This window comes from Mobilicoccus caccae, assembly GCF_030161635.1.
Lineage (GTDB): Bacteria > Actinomycetota > Actinomycetes > Actinomycetales > Dermatophilaceae > Mobilicoccus > Mobilicoccus caccae.
This window is the reverse complement of the sequence record NZ_BSUO01000001.1, coordinates 4,145,559-4,167,829: the sequence shown is the minus strand read 5'-3', so window position 1 is coordinate 4,167,829 and position 22,271 is coordinate 4,145,559. Positions and strand designations below refer to the sequence as shown.

The window sequence follows — 22,271 nt, the reverse complement described above, 5'->3', positions numbered from 1 at the left end:
GTTCATGGGTTCCTCCTGATGGACGAGTTGGTGTGACGGTCAACGGCGGGAGCGAAGGACGTCGACCCCGACGGCGGCAGCGATGACGAGACCGATGACGACCTGCTGCCAGAAGGCCGTGACGTTGAGCAGGTTGAGCCCATTGCGGATGACGGCGAGGATGAGCGCGCCGATCAGCGTGCCCGTCGCCTTGCCGTATCCACCTGCGAGACTCGCGCCGCCGATGACCACCGCGGCGATGGCGTCGAGTTCGTACCCGGCGGCGGCCTGCGGTTGTGCCGAGGCGAGGCGTCCCGCCAGGACGGTGCCGGCGATCCCGGCGAACAGACCCGACAGCGCGTAGACCGCGGTGAGGGTCCGCTTGACCGGGAGCCCGGCCAGGCGGGCGGCCTCCTCGTTGCCGCCGATCGCGTAGAGCGATCGGCCGAACACCGTGCGGTTGAGTACGAAGGCCGTGACCGCCCAGGCGACCAGCAGCACGAGGATCGGCACGGGCACACCGAACAGGTCTCCACCCAGGGCGGCGACGGCGTCCGGCATGTCGATGGGACGACCGCCGGAAACGACGAGTGCGAGGCCGCGGGCGATGGACAGCATGGCCAGGGTCGCGATGAACGCGGGCAGCTTGCCGTAGGCGACGGCCACCCCGGAAACGAGTCCGGCCACCAGTCCCGCCAGCGGGGCGGCGAGCAGGGCCACCGGGCCGGGCAGACCGGCCGTCGCCACGACCCAGCCCGCGCAGATGGCGGACAGCGCGGCCACCGACCCGACCGACAGGTCGATGCCCGCGGTGATGATGACGAAGGTCATCCCGAACGCCAGCACGGCGACCACGGCCGCCTGCACGCCGACGTTCAGCAAGTTGGGGACGGTGAGGAACGCCGGCGTCGCGATGAACATGACGAGGCACACCAGCGCGAGCCCGACGAGCGCACCGTTGTCGGCGAGCCACGTGGCGATCGAGCGTTTGCCTTCCGGCGCCACCGTGGTGGCGCCCTTGGACGGGGTTGCGGATTCAGCGGGCACGGGACGACTCGACCTCCTTGACGGCCAGGGACATGACCGCGTCTTGGGTGGCCTCTTCGGCCGACAGTTCTCCGACGACGCGACCGTGCGCCATGACGAGCACGCGGTCGCTCATGCTGATGACTTCGGGCAGGTCGCTCGACACGAGCAGGACCCCGCCCCCGTTCTCGGTGACGGTGTTGACGAGCTCGTAGATCTCAACCTTGGCGCCGACGTCGACGCCGCGGGTCGGCTCGTCGAGGAGCAGCACCGTGGAACCGGCCATGAACCAGCGTCCGAACACGACCTTCTGCTGGTTTCCGCCGGACAGCCCGCGCACCTGCTGATCGAGGGAGGCCATGCGGATGCGTAGTCGGTCGGCAACCTCGGCGCTCCGGCGGCGCTGACCGCGCAGGTCGGCGAGCCCGGCCTTGCCGGTCGGGCGCAGAGTGGCGTATCCGAGGTTCTCCTCGACCGAGCCGCCGAGCACCAGTCCGGATGACTTGCGATCCTCGGGCACCAGGCCGACTCCTGCGGACACGGCGGCGGCCACGTCACGCTTGGGTAACCGGTGCCCCTGCATGGTCACCGATCCGCTCGAATAGGAATCGGCACCCGCGACGGCTCGCAGCACCTCCGTTCGCCCGGCGCCCATTAGTCCCGCGACACCGACGACCTCCCCGGCACGCACGGTGATCGAGATGTCCTCGAACGCTCCTGGCTGGGTGAGGGCCTCGACCTCCAGCAGTGGGGAGCCGACCTCGGCGCGGCGGCGGGGATACAGGTCGTCGATCTCGCGACCGACCATGAGCCGCACCAGTTCTGCCTCACCGGCGCCGGCCGCCACGGTGTCGACGGCGGTGCCGTCACGCAGCACCGTGATGCGGTCGCCGATCTCCTCGATCTCGTCCAGGTGGTGGCTGATGAAGATCATCGCCACACCCTGGCGGCGCAGTTCGCGCACCACGTCGAAGAGAACGTCGGTCTCCGAGCGGGTGAGGGCGGCGGTCGGCTCGTCGAGGATGAGCAGGCGGGCGTCCATGGCCAGGGCCTTGGCGATCTCGACCATCTGCTGCCGCGCGACCCCCAGGGTGCTGACGGGGCGGTCGACGTCGATGTCGAGGCCGATGCGGGCGATCGCATCCCGCGCGTACCGGCGCGCGGCACCTCGATCGACGAGTCCGAAGCGGCTGGGGGTTCGACCGAGGGTGAGATTCTCCGCGACCGACAGACCTGGAACCAGATTGAGCTCCTGGTGGATTGTCGCGACGCCGAGTGACTCCGACGTGCGCGTGTCGGGGATCCTGACCTCGCGGCCCTCGATGACGATCCGACCCGAGTCGGGTTCGTGGACCCCGGCGACCATCTTGATCAGCGTCGACTTACCGGCGCCGTTCTCTCCGAGCAGCACGTGGACCTCACCACGCCGCACGGCGAGGTCGACGTCGCGAACGGCATGCACTCCGGCGAAGGACTTGCTCACCCCCTCGAGGCGGAGCAGGGCGTCATCCATGAATGTCCTCCTTGGTACGGGCAGCCGGAGTGAAGTGGGGGTCGCCATGGCGGGCGGCCTCGCCGAGTGACGATCGGACGACGAGGGTCGTCGGCACGGGCGACGGCTCGACCTCGCGCCCGGCGATGCGGGCCAGGAGCGCCTCGACGGCCTGTCGACCGAGCCGCGCGGTGTCCTGGGCGACCACGGTGACCGGGGTGTCCAGCACCGCGAACCAGGGGTTGTCGTCGAACGCGGCGACGCCGACGTCCGTGCCGAGACGCAGCCCTCGTTCCCGCAGCACGGTCAGGACGCCGAGGGCCATGAGGGCGTCGGCGGCGATGATGACGTCGGGTGGCGGCGTGGCGGCGAGGAGGGTCCGCGCCGCGCGCAGGCCGCTGCCGAGCTGGAAGTCCCCCTCGACGACGTCCCCGGGGGCCAGGCACAGACCGTGCTCACGCAACTGCTCGCGCGCCGCGCTCAGCCGCTCGCGTCCGGTGGAGGTGGACTGCGGTCCGGCAACGACGGCGACGCGTCGGTGCCCGAGGGAGATCACGTGATCGATCAGGGCCCGCATCCCACCGCCGGAGTCGGAGCTGACCACGGGAACGCCGAGGTCGGCGTCGCGATCGATGGCCACGGTCGGGAACGCGCGGACGATCCGCTGGAGCATCGGTCGAGGTCCTCCCTGGGGGACCACCAGCAGACCGTCGACGCGGTGCCTCTCCAGGGCCACGAGATAGCGGTCCTGGGCGTCCCCGTCCTCGTCGGCGCTGCCCATCATGACCGTGAGGCCCACCTCGGTGGCGGCCTTGTCGATGGCGTAGGCGAGATCGGTGAAGAAGGGGTTTCGGACGTCGGGGACGAGCAGGCCGATCGTGTCGGTGCGACTCGTGCGGAGGGAGCGGGCGACCGTGTTGCCGATGTAGCCGAGCTCGGCGGCGGCGGCCATGACCCGATCACGGGTCTCGGTGGCGGCCGAGGCCGAGGGGTCGAGCGCCCGGGAGGCCGTCGCGGAGGACACACCGGCCAGGCGCGCCACGTCTCGCAGGGTCACGGCCATCACACACCTTCTCGTGCGTTCGTGCAATCGATTCCATGCAATCGATTACACGGATGATGCGCCTTTGCACGAGGTGAGTCAAGGCCTGCTCTCGCGACCCCTCAGTCGCGGCGACCCAGCGGTTTGGTGGCCGGTCCCTCGATGACCCGGCCGTCGTGGGTGAACCGCGAGCCGTGCAGCGGGCAGTCCCAGGAGCGTTCGGCGTCGTTCCACTTGACGACCCCGCCGAGGTGGGAGCACAGGGCGCTGATCTCGCACGTCGTGCCGTCCACGGTGGACCGGGCGATCGGCGCGACGCCGTCGCGGGTGACGTAGCCCTCACCCTCGCCCGGGATCCTCTCGTCGTCCCGGGACACCGCCGCCCCCACCACGCCGAGCGTCGCGGCCACACCGACCTTGGCGTTGATGCCGGCGAGCCCGGCCACCGCCTTCGGTCCCGAGATCCGGCGACCCATCGGCTTCGCCCATTCCGGTTCGTCGCCCAGGATCGAGCTCGAGATGACGCGGGCAGCCATGACCGCGTTCGTCATCCCCCACTTGTCGTAGCCCGTCGCGACGTGGAAATTGCCGCCGCCCAGCGGGAGCGACCCGACGTAGGGGATGCCGTCGTGCGAGCGGTAGTCCTGCGCCGCCCACACGTGGGTCTCGACCGCGCCGGGGTAGTAGCGCTGCGTCCACTCCCGCAAGGTGTCGAGGTGCCCTCGCTCCGAAGAGGTCCGGCCCACGGGGTGACCCTCGCCGCCCACCAGGAGTCGACGCCCGTTCGCCCCACCCGGCGCGTCCCGCAGCGAGCGGGTCGAGGACCCCGACGAGAGGGCCATGACCTCGGGCGCGTCAGGGTGATCGAACGCGATCGCATAGGAGCGCATCGGCTCGAGCTTGGCGAAGTACAGACCGCGGTCGAGGATCGGCGCGCCCGTGGCGAGGATGACATCCTGGGCGCGCACCCGTCGCCCGTCCTCCAGGCGTAGCGAGGGCTTGCCCACCTTGCCCGCCACCACGACGCGGGCCCCGGTGACGAGCGTTCCTCCCGCCGAACGGAACTGTGTGGCGAGCGCCGCCAGCACGTCCATCGGGTCGAACTGCGCCTGATCGGGCAGCACGACACCACCGACGTGCGGCACGGGCAGCGGCAGGTCGGACTCCCAGCGCACCGGCAGCCCCATCTCGCGGGCGGCATCGAACTCGGCGCGCGCCTGCTTCTCGGCCTGGCCCCGCTTGGGGGCGTACGTGACGGCGTCGCGAGCCTCGACGGCCACGTCGTTCTCGGCACAGAAGCGCCGCAGCCACGCCTGACCCTCACGGTTGCCCTCCACGTAGGAGCGCAGGACCTTCTCGGACTGCTTCTTGCGCAGCGTCGACAGCTTGGTGCCCTGCAGCAGCGACAGCTTGGCGGTGGTGTTGCCCGTGGCCAGGGCACCGACCTGCTCGGCCTCGAGGATCGCGACGTCCTTGCCGGCCCGCGCCAGCAGCAGACCGGTGACCAGACCGGTGAGGCCGGCACCCACGACGACCACGTCGTAGGTGTCCTGGTCCAGGGTGTCGGAGCTGATCGGGGTACGGCCGTCGTGCCAGAGCGAGAGCATCGGGACTCCTTCGGTGATGCGGATGATCGGGGTGGTCGAGGTCAGCGGGGATCGAGGGAGATGGTCTGCCCGCGCTGCACGAGACGCAGCTCGCCGGGCAGGCCGCGGCGCTTCCAGGTGGCGACGAAGTCGGCCAGCGGAGAACGGAACACGGGATAGTCGTCGTAGTGGATGGGGACGGTGACGGCCGGTTCGAGCAACTCCACGAGGTCGGCGCCCTGCCGGTCGTCCATCGTCACCAGGAGGCCGAGGACCCGGGTGCCGCCGAGGTGGACGACTGCCGCGTCGATCGGCCCGCAGCGCTCCCTGACCTCCCGCAGCCACGGCCGGTACAGGGTGTCGCCGCTGATGTAGATGCGCAGCGGTCGACCTGTGCCGGTGTCGAGTTCGAGGACGCTGCCCATGACCGGAGGCAGGAGCCGGTCGGCGATCCCCGGGCCGTGCCGGCCGGGCATCGCGGTGACCCTCAGGCCGAGACCATCACGTTCCAGGGTGCGCGAGCGCCACGTGTCGAGCCCGTCGGCGCCCTCGAAACCCCAGCCCTGCAGGCGCTTGGCCGCATGCGGGGTGGTGAGCACGGGCAACGACCGGTCCAGTCCGCGGCGGGCGACGCGGTCGAAGTGGTCGCCGTGAAGATGGGAGAGCAGCACCGCGTCGAGGTCGGGCAGGTCCTCGACCTGCCGGGACGGGTCGGTCAGCCGCTTGGAGACCAGCCCCTTGCCGAGATAGGCCCGCTGCCCGCGGTGCAGGAAGTTGGGGTCGGTCAACAGCGTGAAGGGCCCGAGCCGCAGGATCGTCGTGGCGGTGCCGAGGAACTCCAGCGTGGGGGTGGACATGGGAACCTCCGGTGTCCGGTAGGCCTGACCCTTACCCCCTCCCCCGCGCCCGAACCTCGGTTGTGAGACCGAGCACACCACGGCCCGCCGAAGCAGTGCGTCGACGGGCCATGAGCGATCGCTCTGATCGAGGGAGGCTCGATCAGCGCCCCACCGCCACCGGGTCGCCGGAGACGCTGACCTCCGTGGCCGCCCGCCTGGCCTCCTCCTCGCGCATCCTCAGGAGTTTGCTGCCCTCGACGTCGAGGTCGGGCAGGATCCGGTTGAGCCATCGGGGCAGGTACCAGGCGCGCTCGCCGAGCAGATGCATCACCGCGGGCATGATCGTCATGCGCACGACGAACGCGTCCAGCAGCACACCGGCGGCCAGGGCGAACCCGATCGGCTTGATCATCACCAGCGGCGAGTAGATGAAGCTCGCGAACACCGCCGTCATGATCAGCGCAGCCGCCGTCACGACCCGCGCGCCGTGTGAGAACCCGGTCCGGACGGCCGTGCGCGCCGTGTGACCGTGGGCCCACGCCTCCCGCATGCCCGACACGAGGAACATCTGGTAGTCCATCGCGAGGCCGAACAGGATGCCGATGACGAGCGTCGGCAGGAAGCTGAGGATCACGCCGGGACGCGACACCCCGAACAGATCGCCCAGCCACCCCCACTGGTACACCGCGACGACCGCGCCGAACGACGCCGCGACCGACAGCAGGAACCCGCCGGTGGCCAGCAGCGGCACCAGCAGCGACCGGAACACGAGCAGCAGCAACAGGATCGAGATCCCGACGACCACCGCCAGATACGTGGGCAGGGCGTTGCTCAGCAGCTCCGACATGTCGATGTTGGCGACGGTCTGGCCGGCGAACCCGACCGAGTCGACCGCGGTCCCCTCCACGATCTGCGCGCGGTCGGCCCGCAGCCCGTGGATGAGCGTCTGGGTCGCGTCGTCGTTCGGTCCGCTGCCCGGCACGATCTGGTAGACGAGCGTGCGGTGGTCGTCACTGACCGCCGCCGGCACGACGTACTCGACGTTCTCGTGGTTCTTGAGATGCTCGGCGACCGTGAGCTGCAGGTCGGTGACCTGGTCGTCCGACAACCGACGCGCCTCGTCCTCGTCGACCTTGGCCACCGCGAGGATCGCCGCGTTCTGGCCGTCGCCGAACCCCTCGGCGACCTTGGTGTAGGCGCGGTAGGAGGTCGAGTCGTGCGCGTCCTGCGACGCGTCGGGCAGCCCCAGCCGCAGACTCATGGCGGGGATCGCCATCGTCGCGAGCAGCGCGACCGCGGCGAGGATGGCGAACACCGGACGGCGCGTGACGAGCCCACCCCACCCGTGACCGTGGTCGGCGGCCACGCGTTCGGCTCCCGCCGCGGTGTGCTCCTCGGCGGCGTCGGAGGCCTCCGCCTCGGACTCCTCCAATTCCTGCTGCCGCGCCAACGCCTGACGACTGCGCCGGGAGAGCACCTTGGGACCGATGAGCGCCAGCAGCGCCGGGGTGAGGGTGAGCGCCACGAGCACGGCCGCCGTCACGGTGCCGGCGGCGGCCAGACCCATGACGCCGAGGAACGGGATCCCCGTCAGCACGAGCGCGGCCAGCGCGACGACGACCGTCATCCCCGCGAAGAGCACGGCGCTCCCCGCGGTGCCGGTGGCGCGACCGATCGACTCCCGGACGTCGACATCGCCGACCGCGAGGATCGTGCGGTGCCGGTGCACGATGAACAGCGCGTAGTCGATGCCGACGGCGAGCCCGAGCATGACCGCGAGCGCCGGTGTGACGTCGGACATCTCGACCCACTGGGTCATCGCCAGCATGGCGAGCATGCCGGCGCTGAGCCCGACCAGGGCGATGAGCAGCGGTAGCCCGGCGGCCAGCAGCGATCCGAGCATGACGACGAGGATCACGGCTGCGACGGCGAACCCGACGACCTCGCTCGCGCCGCCGATGTGCAGGCTCTCGGCGATCTGTTGTGAGTAGTCGACCTGGACCCCGAGGGCCGCGAGTTCGGTCGCCTTGGGCGGCAGTGCGTCCTTGGTCTCGACCGGCACCTCGTTCATCGGCACGTCGAAGCGGACGCTCGACATCGCGACGTCGCCGCGCTCGTTGACCGACCGCAGCCCGTCCATGAGAGCGAGCCGGCGCTCCCCGCGGCGCAACTCGGTCTTCTTCTCCGCCACGGTGGCTTTGGCGTCGTCGAGCTTCTCCTGGCCCTCGGTGAGCTGCCTCGCGGCCGCCTCGATGTCGATGCGGCCCCGGGCGAGTTCGGCCTTGCCCGCCTCGAGCTTGACCCGGTTGGCGTCGATCTGCTCCTGTCCGCGCTCCAGCTCGCGGCGGCCGGCGTCGAGCTTGGCCTGACCCTCGTTCAACTGCGCGCGGCCGGCCGCGATCTCCCGCTGACCCTTCTCCAGCTCCGCGGTCTTCTCCCGCAGCGTGGCGCGGCCGGCGTCGAGCTTGGCCTGCCCCTGCTCGAGTTCGCGCTCACCCGCGGCGAGTTCGGCGGACTTCTCCTCCAGGGTGCGGCGGGCCTGCTCCAGGGGTGCGGTCTTCTCGGCCAACTCCTTCTTGCCGGCCTCGAGCGTGGCGGCCTGGGCCTCCAGCTCGGCCTCGCCCTGGGCGAGCTTGGCGTCGGTGGCGTCGAGTTCGGCGGCGCCGGCCTCCAGCTCGGCGGACTTCTCCGCCAGTTGGGCCCGCAGCGCGACGACCTGCGGGTCCTCGGCCCCGAGCTCGGCCTCGAGGGCGTCGGCCTGCTGCTCACCCTGCGCGAGCTGGGCACGACCCGCCTCGAGCCGTTCGCGTCCGGCGGCCGCCTGACGCTGCCCGTCCTTCAACTCGGCGCGCGCCGCCGCGAGCTGCTTCTCACCCTCGGCGAGCTGCTCGACCGCCGGAGCGACCTGGGCCTCACCGGCCTCGACCTTGGCGCGGCCCTCGGCGAGCTGCTTCTTGCCCTCGGCGATCTTGGGCTTGTTGGCGTCGAGTTCGGCCTGGCCCGTGCGCAACTGCTCCCGGGCCGCGTCGAGCTGCCGGCGGCCGTCGTCGAGCTGGGCCTGTCCCTGCCGGAGTTCGGCCCGCCCCTTGGCCAGCTTCTCGGCGTTCCGGGTGATCTCCGCCCGGCCCTCGCTGATCTTGGCCTGACCCTGCGCGAGCTGCCGCTCACCGTCGGCGAGCTCCTCGGCACCCGACTCCAGCTTCTTCCGGCCGGTCTCGAGGTCCTCCTTGCCGTCGGTGATCGTGCGCTGGTTGTCGCGGATCTCCTGCTCGCCGTCGGCCAGCTTGGTCCGGCCCTCGGCCAGGTCGGCGCGACCGTCGTCGAGTTCCTTCTGCGTGGCGAAGGGGTTGCTCGCGTCCTCGACCCCGTCGATGCCCGACCACGCCTCGGCCGTGCGGGCCACGGCGTTCTTCTGCTCCTGGGTGAACGGCGCCCCGTCGCGGGTCGAGAAGACCACACCGGCGGTGCCGCCCGCGGCGTCCGGCAGCGAGGAGTCCAGGTCGTCGAGCACCTGCTGGAACTCGGTTCCGGGGATGGACAGTTCCTTGGTGAACGGCTTCTGCAGCGCCAGGGCGGCGCCGCCGAGGACACCGAGGACGAGGATCCAGGTGAGGATCACCGCCCAGGCGCGCCGCGCGGCGAAGCGTCCGAGCCGGTAGAGGTAGACGGCCATGTCGGCATCTCCTGAGATCGTGTCGCCCGATCGGGGCGGGGAGGGAGGCGGGCTGGGGGCGGGGCGTCGATGCCTGCGCCCGGTGATCACCGATCGAACGCGGGACGGATGATCTCGGCGGCGCGGCGGACGTCGTCGAGGAAGGCGGCGAGCGCGCTCTCGTCGATCTCGCCCTGGTGTCGGGAGAGCCAGTGCCGGCGCGCCTCTTCGAAGGCGGTGAGGACGGTGGCCGTGAGCACGGCGGCGCGCAGTGGATCGTCGCCCTGGGGGTCGAAGAGCCGACGTCCCCACTCGTGGGCCAGTTCGGCGACCTGCCCCGATCCTGCTTCGAGGGCGTACCGGCGAGCGGCGGGCACCCGCTCGACCGCCCGCCAGGCGCGCGTCGCGTCGACGAGCAGGTCGAGGGTGAAGAGCTCCTCGATGACGCCGATGACGCTGGTGACCGGAGACTCGTCGGCCGGCCGTGCGGCCAGGGCACGCCGCACGCGTTCCAAGATGTCAGCCGACTCGGCGGCGATGAGCGCCTCGACGCTGGTGAAGTAGTTGAAGAAGGTGCGCCGCGAGATGCCGGCCGCGTCGGCGACGCGTTCGGCCGTAAGGGCCTCGATGCCCTCGGTCTCGATGACGTGGTAGACAGCAGCGACCAGCGCAGCGCGCGTGCGGGCCTTGTTGGCCTCGCGCCGACCGGAGAGAACGTCGTTCACCCGGGGAGCATAGACCCGAGCTTGCACAGTGTGCAAAATTGCCCACCGTGCAGGAACGCACCCTGCCGCAGGCATGCTACCGAACGAACGACCCGCGGCAACACGGAGTCGGACACCGCTCGTGTGCCACGATTTCACCCGAATCGGCGAATTCGCCACCCCACTCCGGGAAAATCGGCCGTCGATCCCGCCAGACTTGCGCAAGCGATGCCTCAGCCCCTGAGGCACCACGACCAACCCGGGGAGACACGGATGCTCGAAGAAGTCGTCACGACAACGGTGGGGTGGCTCTGGAGCACCCCGATGGTCGTGCTCATCCTCGCCGTCGGCCTGTTCTTCACGCTGCGCTTCGCATTTCCCCAGGTCAGACGCGTCGGGGACATGTTGCGCCAACTCGCCCGTGGCGGCGACTCCGAGCGCGGCGTCTCCTCCTTCGAGGCCCTCGCCATGGCCCTGGGCGGCCGGATCGGCGTCGGCAATATCGCGGGCGTCGCCACCGCCATCGGCTTCGGCGGCCCGGGTGCCATGTTCTGGATGTGGGTGACCGCGATCGTCGGCTCGGCCGTCGCCATCGTCGAGTCCTCCCTGGCACAGGTGTGGAAGGAGGAGGTCGCCGGCGAATACCGCGGCGGCCCTGCGTACTACATCGAGAAGGGCATCAAGTTCCGGTGGATCGCGATGCCGCTGGCCATCGCCTACGCCGTGTCCACCGTGTTCGCCACCACCATCACCGGGCCCTCGATCCAGGCCTTCAACATCGCAGAGTCGGTGAACAACGCCTGGGGCGTCGACCCGCGCATCACCGGCATCGTCGTCGCGATCCTCTTCTGCGCGGTCGTCCTCGGCGGGATGAAGCGCATCGGCAAGGTGTGCGGCGTGGTCGTCCCGTTCATGGCCACCGCCTACGTGCTGCTCGGCCTGGTCGTCGTCGCCCTCAACGCCCCGCGCGTGCCCGAGATGTTCGCCCTGATCTTCCGCAGCGCGTTCGGCGGGGAGGCCCTGTACGGCGGCATGCTCGGCGCCATCATCATGTGGGGCGTCAAGCGCGCCATCTACTCCTCCGAGGCCGGCACCGGCTCGGGCGCGCAGGCCTCCGCGGCCGCCGAGGTGAGCCACCCCGTCAAGCAGGGCCTTTCCCAGGGCTTCTCGGTCTACGTCGACACCCTTCTCGTGTGCACGATCACCGGCCTGATGATCCTGTCCACCAACAGCTACAACGTCGTCCGCGAGGACACCGGTCAGACGCTGGTCGAGCACGTTCCCGGCCTCGCCGCCGGCCCCGGTTACACCCAGGCCGCCATCGAGTCCGTGCTGCCGGGCTTCGGCGCTCCGTTCATCGCGATCGCGATGTTCTTCTTCGCGTTCACCACGCTGCTGTCGTTCGGGTTCTACGCGGACACGAACATCGCCTACCTCATGCGCCGCAAGCGCGCCGGGCGCACCGTCACGGTGATCTTCCAGCTCGTCCTCGCCGGGTCGATCCTCCTCGGCTCGTTCCGCTCCTCGGAGTTCGCGTGGGCGCTGGCGGACATCGGCATCGGCCTGTACACGTGGGTCAACCTCATCGCGTTGGTGCTGCTCATCGGGCCGGCCGTCGCCGTGTTCAAGGACTACGAGCGGCAGCGTCGCTCCGGGCTGAACCCGATCTTCGACCCGGAGGAGGCGGGCATCACCAACGCCCCCTGTGGAAGAGCATCGCCGCCCGCTACCGCGAGGCCGACGACACGAGCCGGTCGACCCCGTCGCGCTGACCGACTTTTGCGCACACATGCGGGGCCGCCGGAGCCGTCCGTGTACCTCGGCGCCCCCGAATCGTCCTAGGCTTCCTCGCAAGCCGGGCGGCCCAGCTCACGCCGGCGCACCCCTCCCCTGCCGTCACACCTTGGAGAACCATGAAGGACCAGATCTTCGCCACCTTGCAACGCGTCGGACGCGCGTTCATGCTCCCCATCGCGATCCTGCCGGTCGCCGGCCTCTTCCTCGGCATCGGTGGCTCGTTCACCAACGAGACGATGCTGACCAACTTCGGCCTCATGGAGGCGATGGGCCCGGGCACCATCCCCAACGACATCCTGCAGGTCATGAACGCCGCCGGCGGCATCATCTTCGGCAACCTGCCGATCATCTTCGCCATCGCGGTCGCCCTCGCCATGGCCCGGCAGAACAAGGCCGTCGCCGCGTTGTCCGGCGCCATCGCGTTCTTCGTCATGCACGCCTCGATCGGCGCCATGCTCGCGATCCGCTACCCCGGCGACGCCCGCACCCAGTGCGAGACGGCGCAGGCCGCGGGCCAGAACCCGGCCGAGTGCCTGCCCTCGGGATCGTTCGCCAACGTGGTCGGCATCGACAGCCTCCAGATGGGTGTCTTCGGCGGCATCATCGTGGGCCTCGGCGTCGCCGCGCTGCACAACCGCTACCACAACATCAAGCTGCCCGAGGTGCTCAGCTTCTTCGGCGGTGAGCGCTTCGTGCCGATCATCAGCTCGATCGTGTTCCTCGTCGTCGGCATCGCCATGGCGTTCGCGTGGCCCGTCGTGCAGATCGGCATCAACGCCCTCGGCGCGCTCGTCCTCGGCTCCGGGTACGCGGGCACGTTCATCTACGGCATCATCGAGCGCGCGCTCATCCCCTTCGGCCTGCACCACGTGTTCTACCTGCCGTTCTGGCAGACGAGCGTCGGTGGCGTCATGGAGGTCTGCGGCCAGCAGGTCCAGGGCGCGCAGAACATCTTCTTCGCCCAGCTCGGCTGCGCCGACACGACCGCGTTCAGCTCGGAGGCCACCCGCTTCATGGCGGGCAAGTTCCCGTTCATGATCTTCGGCCTGCCCGGCGCTGCGCTGGCGATGTACCAGATGGCCTCGCCGGCCAAGCGCAAGGTCGCCGGGTCGTTGCTGCTCTCGGCGGCGCTCACCGCGATCCTCACCGGCATCACCGAGCCGCTGGAGTTCACGTTCCTCTTCGTGGCGCCGCTGCTCTACATCATCCACTGCCTGCTGGCGGGCCTGTCGTTCATGCTCATGCACCTGCTGAACGTGGGGGTGGGCATGACCTTCTCCGGTGGCCTCATCGACCTCACCCTGTTCGGCATCCTGCAGGGCAACGACCGGACGAACTGGCTGATGATCCCGCTCGTGGGCATCGTCTACTTCTTCGTGTACTACCTGCTGTTCCGCGTGCTCATCAGCAAGCTCAACCTCAAGACCCCCGGCCGCGACGACACCGACGAGGTCAAGCTGTACTCCCGCTCCGACGTCGACGCCAAGACCGGACGCAACACCAGCCACGGCTCCAGCTCGGCCGCCGGTGGGGGCGGCACGGCCACGGCCACCAAGACCCGCACCGACGTCGACGAGGACACCCTGCTCGCGGCCGCGGTCGTCAAGGGCCTCGGCGGCCTGGACAACCTCACCGACGTCGACAACTGCATCACCCGACTGCGCGTCAGCGTCAAGGACGGCTCGCTCGTCGACGACTCCCTCCTCAAGAGCACCGGAGCGTCGGGAGTCATGAAGTCGGGCAAGGGCGTTCAGGTCATCTACGGCCCGCGGGTCACGGCCGTGGCCACCGCGGTCCACTCCTACATGGAGAACCCGGTCGACGTGGACGTGGACGACGAAGACGTCGCCGAGATCGAGGCGGCGGCTCCGGGCGGGGCCACCGCGGCGGGCGCCGGTGCTGCTGCGGGTGCGGCGACGGCCGATGCCGCTCCGGCGCGGGTCGCCACCATCGTGCGTTCTCCCCTGGCCGGTGAGGTCATCGAGCTGTCCGAGGTCGAGGACGCCGCGTTCGGTGGCGGGCTCGTCGGCCCGGGTGTGGGCATCCGCCCGACGTCCAACACCGTCGTCGCGCCGTGTGACGCGACGGTCGCGCTGATCTTCCCCACCAAGCACGCGGTCGGCCTCAAGACCGACAGTGGGGTCGAACTGCTCATCCACATCGGGCTCGACACGGTCAAGCTCGACGGGGTGCCGTTCGAGGCGCACGTCGAGACCGGTCAGATCGTCGAGGAGGGAACGCCGCTGGTCACCTTCGACCCCGAGGCCATCGAGGCCGCCGGGTACAAGCTGACCACCCCGGTGATCGTCACCAACTCGGCCGCCGTCGGGCAGCCGATCATCGTGGCCTCCACGCAGGTGCAGGCGGGCGACGGGCTGTTCGTCATCCGCTGATCCACCCCGCTCCACGCAGGACCGGCTCCGCCTCGGGGCCGGTCCTGCGGCGTTCCCCCATCGACGACGGCCACCTCCCGCCCGCCCGAACGGGGCGACGAGACGGCGACGTCTGCGTGAAGAACTGTCAACCGGGGCGGTTCGCCCCCGCGCAGCGCTTCGGCAGTGTTCACTGTGGGGCGACACGACTCCGAGATCGTGAACCCCGTCACCACCGGCCCTTCGCCGCTCACCCCTCATGAGGTCCCCATGCGCTCTGCCGCCGTGCTCTGCTCCGCCGTCCTCGTCGCCCCGGTGCTCTGCGCCGTCACCCCCGCCGCCGCATCTCCCCTCGCGACAGACGCTGCGACGTCGACGCGGGCCGCCGAGGGCGACCGGCGGGTCGGCTTCCACCCGCTGTCGACGCCCGCCACCCGCGGAGGGGCCGCAGCCACGGCGACGCGCGTCCTCACCACCGGAGTCGTCGCCGTGCCGACCGACGTCGCGGTCATCGGCGTCTCGTGGGTCGAGGGCACCGGCGACGGGGTCCGCCTGGCCTACCGCGCCAAGCGCGGCGGGGTGTGGAGCGCCTGGGAGGACGTCGAGGTCGAGCCGTGCCCCGACTGCGCGGCGCCCGGGTCCTCCTCACGCGCCGGGTCGGAGGCCATCGCCGTCACCGGCGCCACCCACGTCGAGGGCCGCCTCACCGCGGGCGTCCAGGCGACCCGCGACCCGCGCCTGGCGATCATCGACCCCGCCACCCTGGGCACGACCGGACCCGCACGGCGCGCGGCAGGCGCCCCGGCCTCCGTGCGCGGGGGCGTGTCCGCGGCGTCACTCGCCGCACTCGCCCCCGCCACGCAGGCCAAGCGGCCGGCGAAGAAGACCAAGAACACCGTGAAGGCCATCCCGGTGCCCGCCGGCCTGCCCGGCCCGCGTGCCTCGATGCCCTCCAAGCGGGCCGAGTGGCGCGCCTCGGAGACCTCCGAGGCCAACTCGGTGCCCGGCACCGCCCCCCGCGGCGTCGTGGTCCACCACACCGCCGGCACCAACTCCTACTCCCGCAGCCAGGTTCCGAGCATCCTGCGCGGCATCCAGCGCTTCCACACCCAGGACCGCGGCTGGGCCGACATCGGCTACAACGCCCTCGTCGACCGCTTCGGCGGTGTCTGGGAGGGTCGCCGCGGCGGCATCGGCATCGCCCACCGCGGCGCGCACGCCCGCGGCGTCAACGAGGCCTACCTCGGCGTCTCCTACATCGGCGACACCAACGCCCAGCCCGCGACCCAGGAGGGGGTCGATGCCATGGTCGACCTCATCGGATGGACCTCCGCGCGCTACGGCTTCGAGCCCTCCGGCACCCTGACCGTCAACGGCGCCTCCAAGCCCGTGGTCGCCGGCCACTACCAGGTCGGCAACACCTCCTGCCCCGGCACCGACCTCATCTCCCGCCTCGGTGACATGCGCTCGCAGGCCTCCACGGCCCGGGCGGACTACCTGGCGATCGCGCGCTCCAACGCCGGCCGAGGATGAGGCGCACGCACGGTCGAACTACGATCGAGGCCATGAGCGACGAGGCCCTCCAGGACGCACAGGCGAAGATGGCGAAGGCCGGGGTCGACCAGACCGCGATCGACGTCTTCGGGCACTACTACCGCGAGCTCGAGGCCGGGGCCACCGGCCTGATCCGCGAGGACGACATCCGTCCCATGCAGGATCCGCCGATGCTCGACGACCTCGAGGTCGACGAGGAGACGGCGCGCGAGGCGCTGGCCAAGACCGTCATCATCAAGCTCAACGGTGGGCTCGGCACGTCGATGGGCATGGCCACGGCCAAGTCGCTGCTCCCGGTGCGCGACGGCCGCAGCTTCCTCGACCTCATCGTCGCGCAGGTGCTGGCCGCGCGGCAGGAGTACGGGGTGCGGCTGCCCCTGGTGCTCATGAACAGCTTCAACACCCAGAAGGACACGTTGGAGGCGCTCGCCGCCTACCCCGAGCTCGCCGTCGACGGGGTGCCGCTGGACTTCCTCCAGAGCCAGGAGCCCAAGCTGCGCACCGACGACCTCACCGCCGTCGAGTGGCCCGAGGACCCCCGCCTCGAGTGGTGCCCACCGGGCCACGGCGACCTCTACCCCTCGCTCTTCGGCACCGGGGTGCTGGACGCGTTGCTCGAGGCCGGGTTCCGATACGCCTCGGTGAGCAACTCCGACAACCTCGGCGCCGGCCCGGACGCCCGTCTCGCCGGCTGGTTCGCCGCCTCCGGCGCGCCGTACGCCGCCGAGGTCTGCCGTCGGACCGCCATGGACCGCAAGGGCGGACACCTCGCCGTGCGCACCGCCGACGACCGCCTCATCCTGCGGGAGACGGCCCAGACGGCGCCGGAGGAGATGGACTACTTCACCGACGAGCACCGCCACCCCTTCTTCCACACGAACAACCTGTGGTTCGACCTCCAGAAGGTGGCCGAGGTGCTGCGCGAGCGTGACGGCGTGCTCGGGCTGACGCTCATCCGCAACATCAAGACCGTCGACCCCAAGAATCCGGACTCCCCCGAGGTGTTCCAGATCGAGTCGGCGATGGGCGCGGCCGTCGAGGTGTTCGAGGGTGCGCAGGCCATCTGCGTCCCCCGCACCCGGTTCCTGCCGGTCAAGACCACCAACGAGCTGCTGCTCCTGCGCTCCGACGCCTACGACGTGCGCGAGGACGGCCGGCTCGACCTGCTCACCGACCCGGCTCCGGTCATCTCCCTCGACTCCGCGTTCTACAAGAAGATCGGCGACTTCGAGAGGCGCTTCCCGCACGGTGCGCCCTCGCTGCGCCGCGCCCGGCACCTGACCGTCGAGGGCGACTGGACCTTCGGGGCCGACGTCGTCGTCGACGGCGAGGGCACCCTGGCCGACGCCGGTGAGCCGCGCACCGTCGCCGACGGCACCACCCTCTGAGTGGTGGGGGGCTTGCCTGGCGGGCTTCCCGGTCATGACCGGAGCGCCGGTGCGCCCTTGTCCATGAGGCCGGCACGCGGTCGCGCCCGCGTGCTGCGGGTGGGCCTGGCCGCGTTCGCCGCGCTCGGCCTCGTCATCGGTGGCAGCAACGCCTGGATGCACCTGGCCTCCCGCGGTGGCATCCGCACGCCCGAGGACGTGCCGCACCGCCCGGTCGCGCTCGTCCTCGGCGCCGGTGTGCAACCCGACGGGCACCCCAGCCCGTTCCTCGCGGCGCGGTTGGACGTGGCCGCCGACCTGCTGGCGCGCGGCAAGGTGTCGCTGCTGCTGGTCTCCGGCGACAACCGCACCGAGTTCTACGACGAGCCCACGGCCATGCGGCGCTACCTCCTCTCCCACGGCGTACCCGCCGACCGCGTCGTCATGGACTTCGCCGGTCGCGACACCTACGACTCGTGCGTGCGCGCCACCCGCATCTTCGGGGTGAGCGGGGTGACCCTCGTCAGCCAGACCTACCACCTGCCGCGCGCCCTCGCGGTGTGCCGGGCCATCGGCCTGGACGCCGTGGGAGTCGGCGACGAGACGATGCGCAGCTACGCCGCGTCGGTCTGGGCCACCGGGGAGTCCCGCGAGATCCCCGCGGCGGTCAAGGCAGTCATCAATGTCGTCTCCCGGCGTGACCCGGTGCTGGGACCGTCCGAGAGCACCGTCACCGACCGTCTTGCCCAACTGGGCGAGACCCCTGACCCGCCACCGCGCCCGCATCGACCCTCGAGCACCGGTCGAACAGACACCGGAACGGACAGCCGCAGTGTCGTCATGGCGACAGCGCTCATGTCCGTTCCGATGTCCGCACGAGAGCCGGACCGGCCCCGGGTCCGGATCGGCACGTTGGCGGACCGACCTCGTGCGAGGCCCTCGCCGGGCGCGACTACGGTGGGACCGGATCGTCACCGAGCAACCGAGGGAGCCGACATGGCACGTCAGCGCACGTTGTGGGAGGAGCGCGTCGTGGAGAACCCGCAGCACTCCTCGTGGTACATCCAGCGCTGGCGGTCGATGCGCGAGGCCGGCGACGACATCGTCGGTGAGGCGCGCCTCATCGACGCGATGGTGCCGCGCGGCGCCCGGGTGCTCGACGCGGGCTGTGGTCAGGGCCGTGTCGGTGGGTATCTCTCGCAGGTGGGGCACCGTGTGGTGGGCGTCGACGTGGATCCCGCGCTGGTCGAAGAGGCCTCGCGGCAGTTCCCCGACGCGACGTGGCTGCAGGGCGACCTCGCCGAACTCGACCTGCCCGCGCGCGGTGAAGAGAAGCCGTTCGATGCCATCGTGTGCGCCGGCAACGTCGTCACCTTCGCGGCGCCGGGGACGCAGCGCGACATCATCCGCCGGTTCGGATCCCACCTGGCTCCCGGCGGCCGTGCGGTCGTCGGGTTCGGCGCCGGGCGCGGCTACGGCTTCGACACCTTCCGCGGCGACATCGAGGCCGTCGGCCTGGTCGCCGACGCCCTGTACTCGACGTGGGACCTGCGGCCCTTCACCGACAGCTCCGACTTCGTGGTCGCCGTCATCGCCCGACCGGGCTGAGGTTCAGGCCTTCCGGCGTCGGTAGTAGGCGGCGATCACCGGGGCGAGGGCGAGCACGAGGAACAGCCGCAGCACCTGCACCGCGAGCACGAACGTGACGTCACCGCCGGCGAGATCGGCGGTGAGGAGCACGGCGTACAGGCCGCCCGGGGTGGTGGCGAGGTAGCCGTCCAGCCGGCTGATGCCGATGACGTCGGCGAGGACGATCCCGATCCCGGCGGAGACGGCGATGATCACGAGGATGATCGCCGTGGACATCGGCAGCAGCCGCGCGACGCTCCGCAGGCTCTCGCGGGTGAAGCGCAGCCCCACCTGCAGGCCGATGATCGCGAACGCCACGGCCTCCAGGGGTGCGGGGAACTCGGTCGCGCCCGGGCCCAGCAAGGGGTCGAGCGCGCCGGTCACCGCGAACACCGCGGCCACGCTCAGGGGCAGCAGGAGGTTGCCCGCCGGGACCGACACGATGCGGGCGAGCAGCAACCCCAGCAGGAGGCAGATGACCGTGAACCCCAGTGCGGGCCACGTGATCTCGCCGAAGAGGAGCCCGGTCGACTCCGCCACCGACTGCGTGTCCGAGCCGACGGGCGCACCGAAGGCGACCACCGCCATGACGGGCATCCCCACGAGGATGATGAGCACACGCAGGTACTGCACGACCGCGACCACCCGGTCGTCCGCACCGAGTTCGTCGGCCACGGCCGTCACCCCGGAGGCCCCTCCGGCGATGAAGGAGAACGTGGCCGTCGCGGGCGTCACGCGATGCTTCCGCTGCAGGCGCAGCAGCTGGCCCAGCAGGATGCTCGCGGCGATCGTCAGCAAGACGCTGAGGACGACCGGTCCGGCGTGATCGACGAAGTCGCCGAGGGTCTCGGGGTCGATGACGGCACCGGTGGAGACTCCGAGCAGCGCCTGGCCGAACACGGAGACGGGCCGCGGCAACTCGGGGGTGGCCATCCGCGAGATCCCGACGAGCAACCCGCCGAGCAGGGCCCCGAACAGCACGGGTGACGGCGCTCCGAGGACGGCGAGCACCGCCGTCGAGACCACCGCGACGAGCAGTACGACGAGCCACGTCCGCACACCTCGCGGGCGAGGATCGGGAGAGTGCGGCGGCGGGTCGAAGCCGAGGTCGTCATCGGGCACCGTCACACCTTGCCTCACGCCAGGGCTCGACTCCTCACCGGCGGGCGGACGTCTCGAGTCGAGCGCCCTGTCAGAGCAGGTCGATCAGGGCCCGGGTCACCTCGGTCGTCGATGCCGTGCCGCCCAGGTCTGCCGTGCGGGGGCCGCCGGAGGACAGCAGCTCCTCCATCGCCGAGACCACCTGCACCGCGGCCTCGTCGTGGCCGAGGTGGTCGAGCATCAGCGCCGCCGTCCAGATCGCACCGAGGGGGTTGGCCACGCCCTGACCTGCGATGTCGGGGGCCGAGCCGTGCACCGGCTCGAACATCGAGGGGTACTCGCGCTCGGGGTTGATGTTGCCGCAGGGTGCCATGCCGATCGAGCCCGCGACGCCGGCGGCGAGGTCGGACAGGATGTCGCCGAAGAGGTTGCTCGCGACGATGACGTCGTAGCGGCGCGGGTCGAGCACGATCTTGGCCGCGAGCGCGTCGATGTGCTCCGAATCCCACGCGACCGAAGGCCGCTCGGCGCACCGCTCCTCGACGATGGAGTCCCAGAACGGCATGGTGTGCACGATGCCGTTGCTCTTGGTGGCGGACGTCAGTTGGCGCCCGCGGGTCTCGGCGAGGTCGAGGGCGTAGTCGACGATGCGGGTGACGCCGCGCCGGGAGAACACCGACTCCTGCACGGCCATCTCATACGGGGTGCCGACGTTCATGCGCCCGCCGATCTCGCTGTACTCCCCCTCGCTGTTCTCGCGCACGATGACGAGGTCGGTGCCGGCCGCATCACGCAGAGGCCCGTCGACGCCGTCGAACACCCGGATCGGCCGCAGGTTGACGTACTGGTCGAACTGCCGGCGGATCGGGATGAGCAGGCCCCAGAGCGAGACGTGGTCGGGCACCCCCGGGTAGCCGACGGCGCCGAGGAAGATCCCGTCGTGCGGGCGCAGCTGCTCGATGCCGTCCTCGGGCATCATCGCGCCCTCGCGGGCGTATCGCTCACAGGACCAGTCGAACTCGGTGTAGTCGAAGTCGAAGCCGTTCGCCGCGCCGACCGCGTCGAGAACCTCGCACGCGGGTGGCACGACCTCCTTGCCGATGCCGTCTCCGGGAATCAGGGCGATGCGGAACGTCGTCATGCACCCATGGTGGACCGGATCGGCGGCCCACGCCGGAGTTCGACGACCTCGACCTCGCGGCGATAGGCGCACTGCATCGACTGCGTGGAGTGCCCGCGCGCCCGCGCGGCCTCGTCACGGCACCGGCATGATGGGCGCATGCGCATCATCACCCCCGCTTCTCTGCTGTCGGCCGCCGGGTCGGTCCGCGACGGCGTCACCGACCTGGTCCTCGATCTGCCGGGGGCGGTCGGCGACGTCCTCGATCTCCTCACCCGAGCCCGCGAGTTGGTCGATCGCGCCGATGCGCTGATGACGCAGGCGGAGGACCTCCTCGCGCGCGGCCAGGCGGCGGTCGGATCGGTGGAGACGATGCTCGAGGACGGCGAGGCGATGCTCGATCGCACGGCCGGGGTGCTCGCCGACGCCGAGGACGCCTCGGCCGCAGCCACCGCCACCGTCGTCGCGGTGCAGGAGGTCACGCGCGAGGCGGCCGTCACGGTCGAGGGCGCCCAGGGCACCGCCGTCGCGGCCGCCGGTCTCCTGGCCCGGGGAGAGACGATGCTCGCCCCCTCGAGCCGATCGCCGCGAAGGCCACCCCGCTCGCGAGCCGGTTCGTCGACGAGGTCGACAAGCAGGAGGTCACCGCGCTCATCCGCATGGTCGACCGCCTCCCGGTCCTGCTGGGCCACCTCGAGGACGACGTGCTGCCCATGCTCGGCAAGCTCGACCAGGTGGGCCCCGACGTGCACGAGATCCTCGAGACCGTCCACGAACTCACCACCGCGATCTCCGGTCTCCCGGGAGCCTCGTTCCTCAAGCGCCGCGGCGAGCGCAAGGAGGAGGAAGGCGATTCACCCGGGTCGCCGGGCGTCCCGCGCATCTGAGATCCGAGGGGTCGGGGTCGCCGACGGCGACTCCACCAAGACCCGAAGGCATGACGAAGGGGTGGGGCCCGATGGCACCCACCCCTTCTCTCCTCGTGTGCCTCTCGTGGCCGACGCGTGAGTC

General features: G+C 70.9%; 16 protein-coding genes. 6 read left to right on the top strand and 10 right to left on the bottom strand.

The window, feature by feature from the left end; all coding sequences use genetic code 11:
- Nucleotides 1-39: 39 nt before the first annotated feature.
- The 7 genes from QQK49_RS20485 to QQK49_RS20455 form a co-directional block, all read right to left on the bottom strand.
- Nucleotides 40-984 (bottom strand): ABC transporter permease, encoded by a 945-nt coding sequence (locus tag QQK49_RS20485; RefSeq protein ID WP_284305962.1) that lies wholly within the window; start codon nt 982-984, stop codon nt 40-42.
- 31 nt (nt 985-1,015) lie between these two features.
- Nucleotides 1,016-2,518: a sugar ABC transporter ATP-binding protein gene (locus QQK49_RS20480; protein ID WP_284305604.1), complete on the bottom strand. Its 1,503-nt coding sequence runs from the start codon at nt 2,516-2,518 to the stop codon at nt 1,016-1,018.
- Nucleotides 2,511-3,560 (bottom strand): LacI family DNA-binding transcriptional regulator, encoded by a 1,050-nt coding sequence (locus tag QQK49_RS20475; RefSeq protein ID WP_284305603.1) that lies wholly within the window; start codon nt 3,558-3,560, stop codon nt 2,511-2,513. The genes QQK49_RS20480 and QQK49_RS20475 overlap by 8 nt, the downstream gene beginning before the upstream one ends.
- A gap of 101 nt (nt 3,561-3,661) precedes the next feature.
- On the bottom strand, nt 3,662-5,146 hold the full coding sequence (locus QQK49_RS20470) for an FAD-dependent oxidoreductase (protein ID WP_284305602.1): 1,485 nt from the start codon (nt 5,144-5,146) through the stop codon (nt 3,662-3,664).
- A gap of 41 nt (nt 5,147-5,187) precedes the next feature.
- Nucleotides 5,188-5,982, bottom strand: coding sequence for an MBL fold metallo-hydrolase (locus QQK49_RS20465; RefSeq protein ID WP_284305601.1), 795 nt, complete (start codon nt 5,980-5,982; stop codon nt 5,188-5,190).
- 142 nt (nt 5,983-6,124) lie between these two features.
- Complete coding sequence (locus QQK49_RS20460; protein ID WP_284305600.1) at nt 6,125-9,637, bottom strand: MMPL family transporter; 3,513 nt, start codon at nt 9,635-9,637, stop codon at nt 6,125-6,127.
- A gap of 86 nt (nt 9,638-9,723) precedes the next feature.
- Nucleotides 9,724-10,341: a TetR family transcriptional regulator gene (locus QQK49_RS20455; protein ID WP_284305599.1), complete on the bottom strand. Its 618-nt coding sequence runs from the start codon at nt 10,339-10,341 to the stop codon at nt 9,724-9,726.
- Between the two features lie 252 nt (nt 10,342-10,593).
- Between QQK49_RS20455 and QQK49_RS20450 the strand changes: the two genes are divergently transcribed.
- The 5 genes from QQK49_RS20450 (at nt 10,594) to QQK49_RS23025 (ending at nt 19,018) form a co-directional block, all read left to right on the top strand.
- Nucleotides 10,594-12,162, top strand: coding sequence for an alanine/glycine:cation symporter family protein (locus QQK49_RS20450; RefSeq protein WP_284305598.1), 1,569 nt, complete (start codon nt 10,594-10,596; stop codon nt 12,160-12,162).
- 71 nt (nt 12,163-12,233) lie between these two features.
- Complete coding sequence (locus QQK49_RS20445) at nt 12,234-14,510, top strand: PTS sugar transporter subunit IIABC (protein ID WP_284305597.1); 2,277 nt, start codon at nt 12,234-12,236, stop codon at nt 14,508-14,510.
- 249 nt (nt 14,511-14,759) lie between these two features.
- The gene (locus tag QQK49_RS20440) at nt 14,760-16,022 is read left to right on the top strand and encodes a peptidoglycan recognition protein family protein (RefSeq protein ID WP_284305596.1); all 1,263 of its coding nucleotides are present in this window, start codon (nt 14,760-14,762) and stop codon (nt 16,020-16,022) included.
- A gap of 32 nt (nt 16,023-16,054) precedes the next feature.
- Nucleotides 16,055-17,431 carry a UTP--glucose-1-phosphate uridylyltransferase gene (locus QQK49_RS20435; RefSeq protein WP_284305595.1) on the top strand — a complete coding sequence of 459 codons (1,377 nt, stop codon included), beginning with the start codon at nt 16,055-16,057 and terminating at the stop codon, nt 17,429-17,431.
- Nucleotides 17,432-17,494: 63 nt separating this feature from the next.
- On the top strand, nt 17,495-19,018 hold the full coding sequence (locus QQK49_RS23025; protein ID WP_348536239.1) for an ElyC/SanA/YdcF family protein: 1,524 nt from the start codon (nt 17,495-17,497) through the stop codon (nt 19,016-19,018).
- A 3-nt stretch (nt 19,019-19,021) separates the two neighbouring features.
- Here the strand turns inward: QQK49_RS23025 and QQK49_RS20420 are convergent, their stop codons facing one another.
- The 3 genes from QQK49_RS20420 to QQK49_RS20410 form a co-directional block, all read right to left on the bottom strand.
- A complete protein-coding gene (locus tag QQK49_RS20420) occupies nt 19,022-20,161 on the bottom strand; it encodes an AbrB family transcriptional regulator (RefSeq protein ID WP_284305594.1) in 1,140 nt (379 codons plus the stop codon).
- Nucleotides 20,162-20,231: 70 nt separating this feature from the next.
- Complete coding sequence (locus QQK49_RS20415; RefSeq protein WP_284305593.1) at nt 20,232-21,281, bottom strand: tartrate dehydrogenase; 1,050 nt, start codon at nt 21,279-21,281, stop codon at nt 20,232-20,234.
- Nucleotides 21,278-21,952, bottom strand: coding sequence for a hypothetical protein (locus QQK49_RS20410; protein WP_284305592.1), 675 nt, complete (start codon nt 21,950-21,952; stop codon nt 21,278-21,280). Before QQK49_RS20410 ends, QQK49_RS20415 begins: the two co-directional genes overlap by 4 nt.
- Here QQK49_RS20410 and QQK49_RS20405 point away from each other — a divergent pair.
- The gene (locus QQK49_RS20405; protein WP_284305591.1) at nt 21,920-22,147 is read left to right on the top strand and encodes a hypothetical protein; all 228 of its coding nucleotides are present in this window, start codon (nt 21,920-21,922) and stop codon (nt 22,145-22,147) included. The genes QQK49_RS20410 and QQK49_RS20405 overlap by 33 nt on opposite strands.
- Nucleotides 22,148-22,271: the final 124 nt, after the last annotated feature.

What these genes read in the sequence shown, in the direction of transcription:
- QQK49_RS20415 (WP_284305593.1), bottom strand. Translation starts at nt 21,281, where the DNA reads ATGACGACGTTCCGCATCGCCCTGATTCCCGGAGACGGCATCGGCAAG.
- QQK49_RS20470 (WP_284305602.1), bottom strand. Translation starts at nt 5,146, where the DNA reads ATGCTCTCGCTCTGGCACGACGGCCGTACCCCGATCAGCTCCGACACC.
- QQK49_RS20460 (WP_284305600.1), bottom strand. Translation starts at nt 9,637, where the DNA reads ATGGCCGTCTACCTCTACCGGCTCGGACGCTTCGCCGCGCGGCGCGCC.
- QQK49_RS20440 (WP_284305596.1), top strand. Translation starts at nt 14,760, where the DNA reads ATGCGCTCTGCCGCCGTGCTCTGCTCCGCCGTCCTCGTCGCCCCGGTG.
- QQK49_RS20465 (WP_284305601.1), bottom strand. Translation starts at nt 5,982, where the DNA reads ATGTCCACCCCCACGCTGGAGTTCCTCGGCACCGCCACGACGATCCTG.
- QQK49_RS20480 (WP_284305604.1), bottom strand. Translation starts at nt 2,518, where the DNA reads ATGGATGACGCCCTGCTCCGCCTCGAGGGGGTGAGCAAGTCCTTCGCC.
- QQK49_RS20435 (WP_284305595.1), top strand. Translation starts at nt 16,055, where the DNA reads ATGAGCGACGAGGCCCTCCAGGACGCACAGGCGAAGATGGCGAAGGCC.
- QQK49_RS20405 (WP_284305591.1), top strand. Translation starts at nt 21,920, where the DNA reads ATGGTCGACCGCCTCCCGGTCCTGCTGGGCCACCTCGAGGACGACGTG.
- QQK49_RS20450 (WP_284305598.1), top strand. Translation starts at nt 10,594, where the DNA reads ATGCTCGAAGAAGTCGTCACGACAACGGTGGGGTGGCTCTGGAGCACC.
- QQK49_RS23025 (WP_348536239.1), top strand. Translation starts at nt 17,495, where the DNA reads ATGAGGCCGGCACGCGGTCGCGCCCGCGTGCTGCGGGTGGGCCTGGCC.
- QQK49_RS20475 (WP_284305603.1), bottom strand. Translation starts at nt 3,560, where the DNA reads ATGGCCGTGACCCTGCGAGACGTGGCGCGCCTGGCCGGTGTGTCCTCC.
- QQK49_RS20445 (WP_284305597.1), top strand. Translation starts at nt 12,234, where the DNA reads ATGAAGGACCAGATCTTCGCCACCTTGCAACGCGTCGGACGCGCGTTC.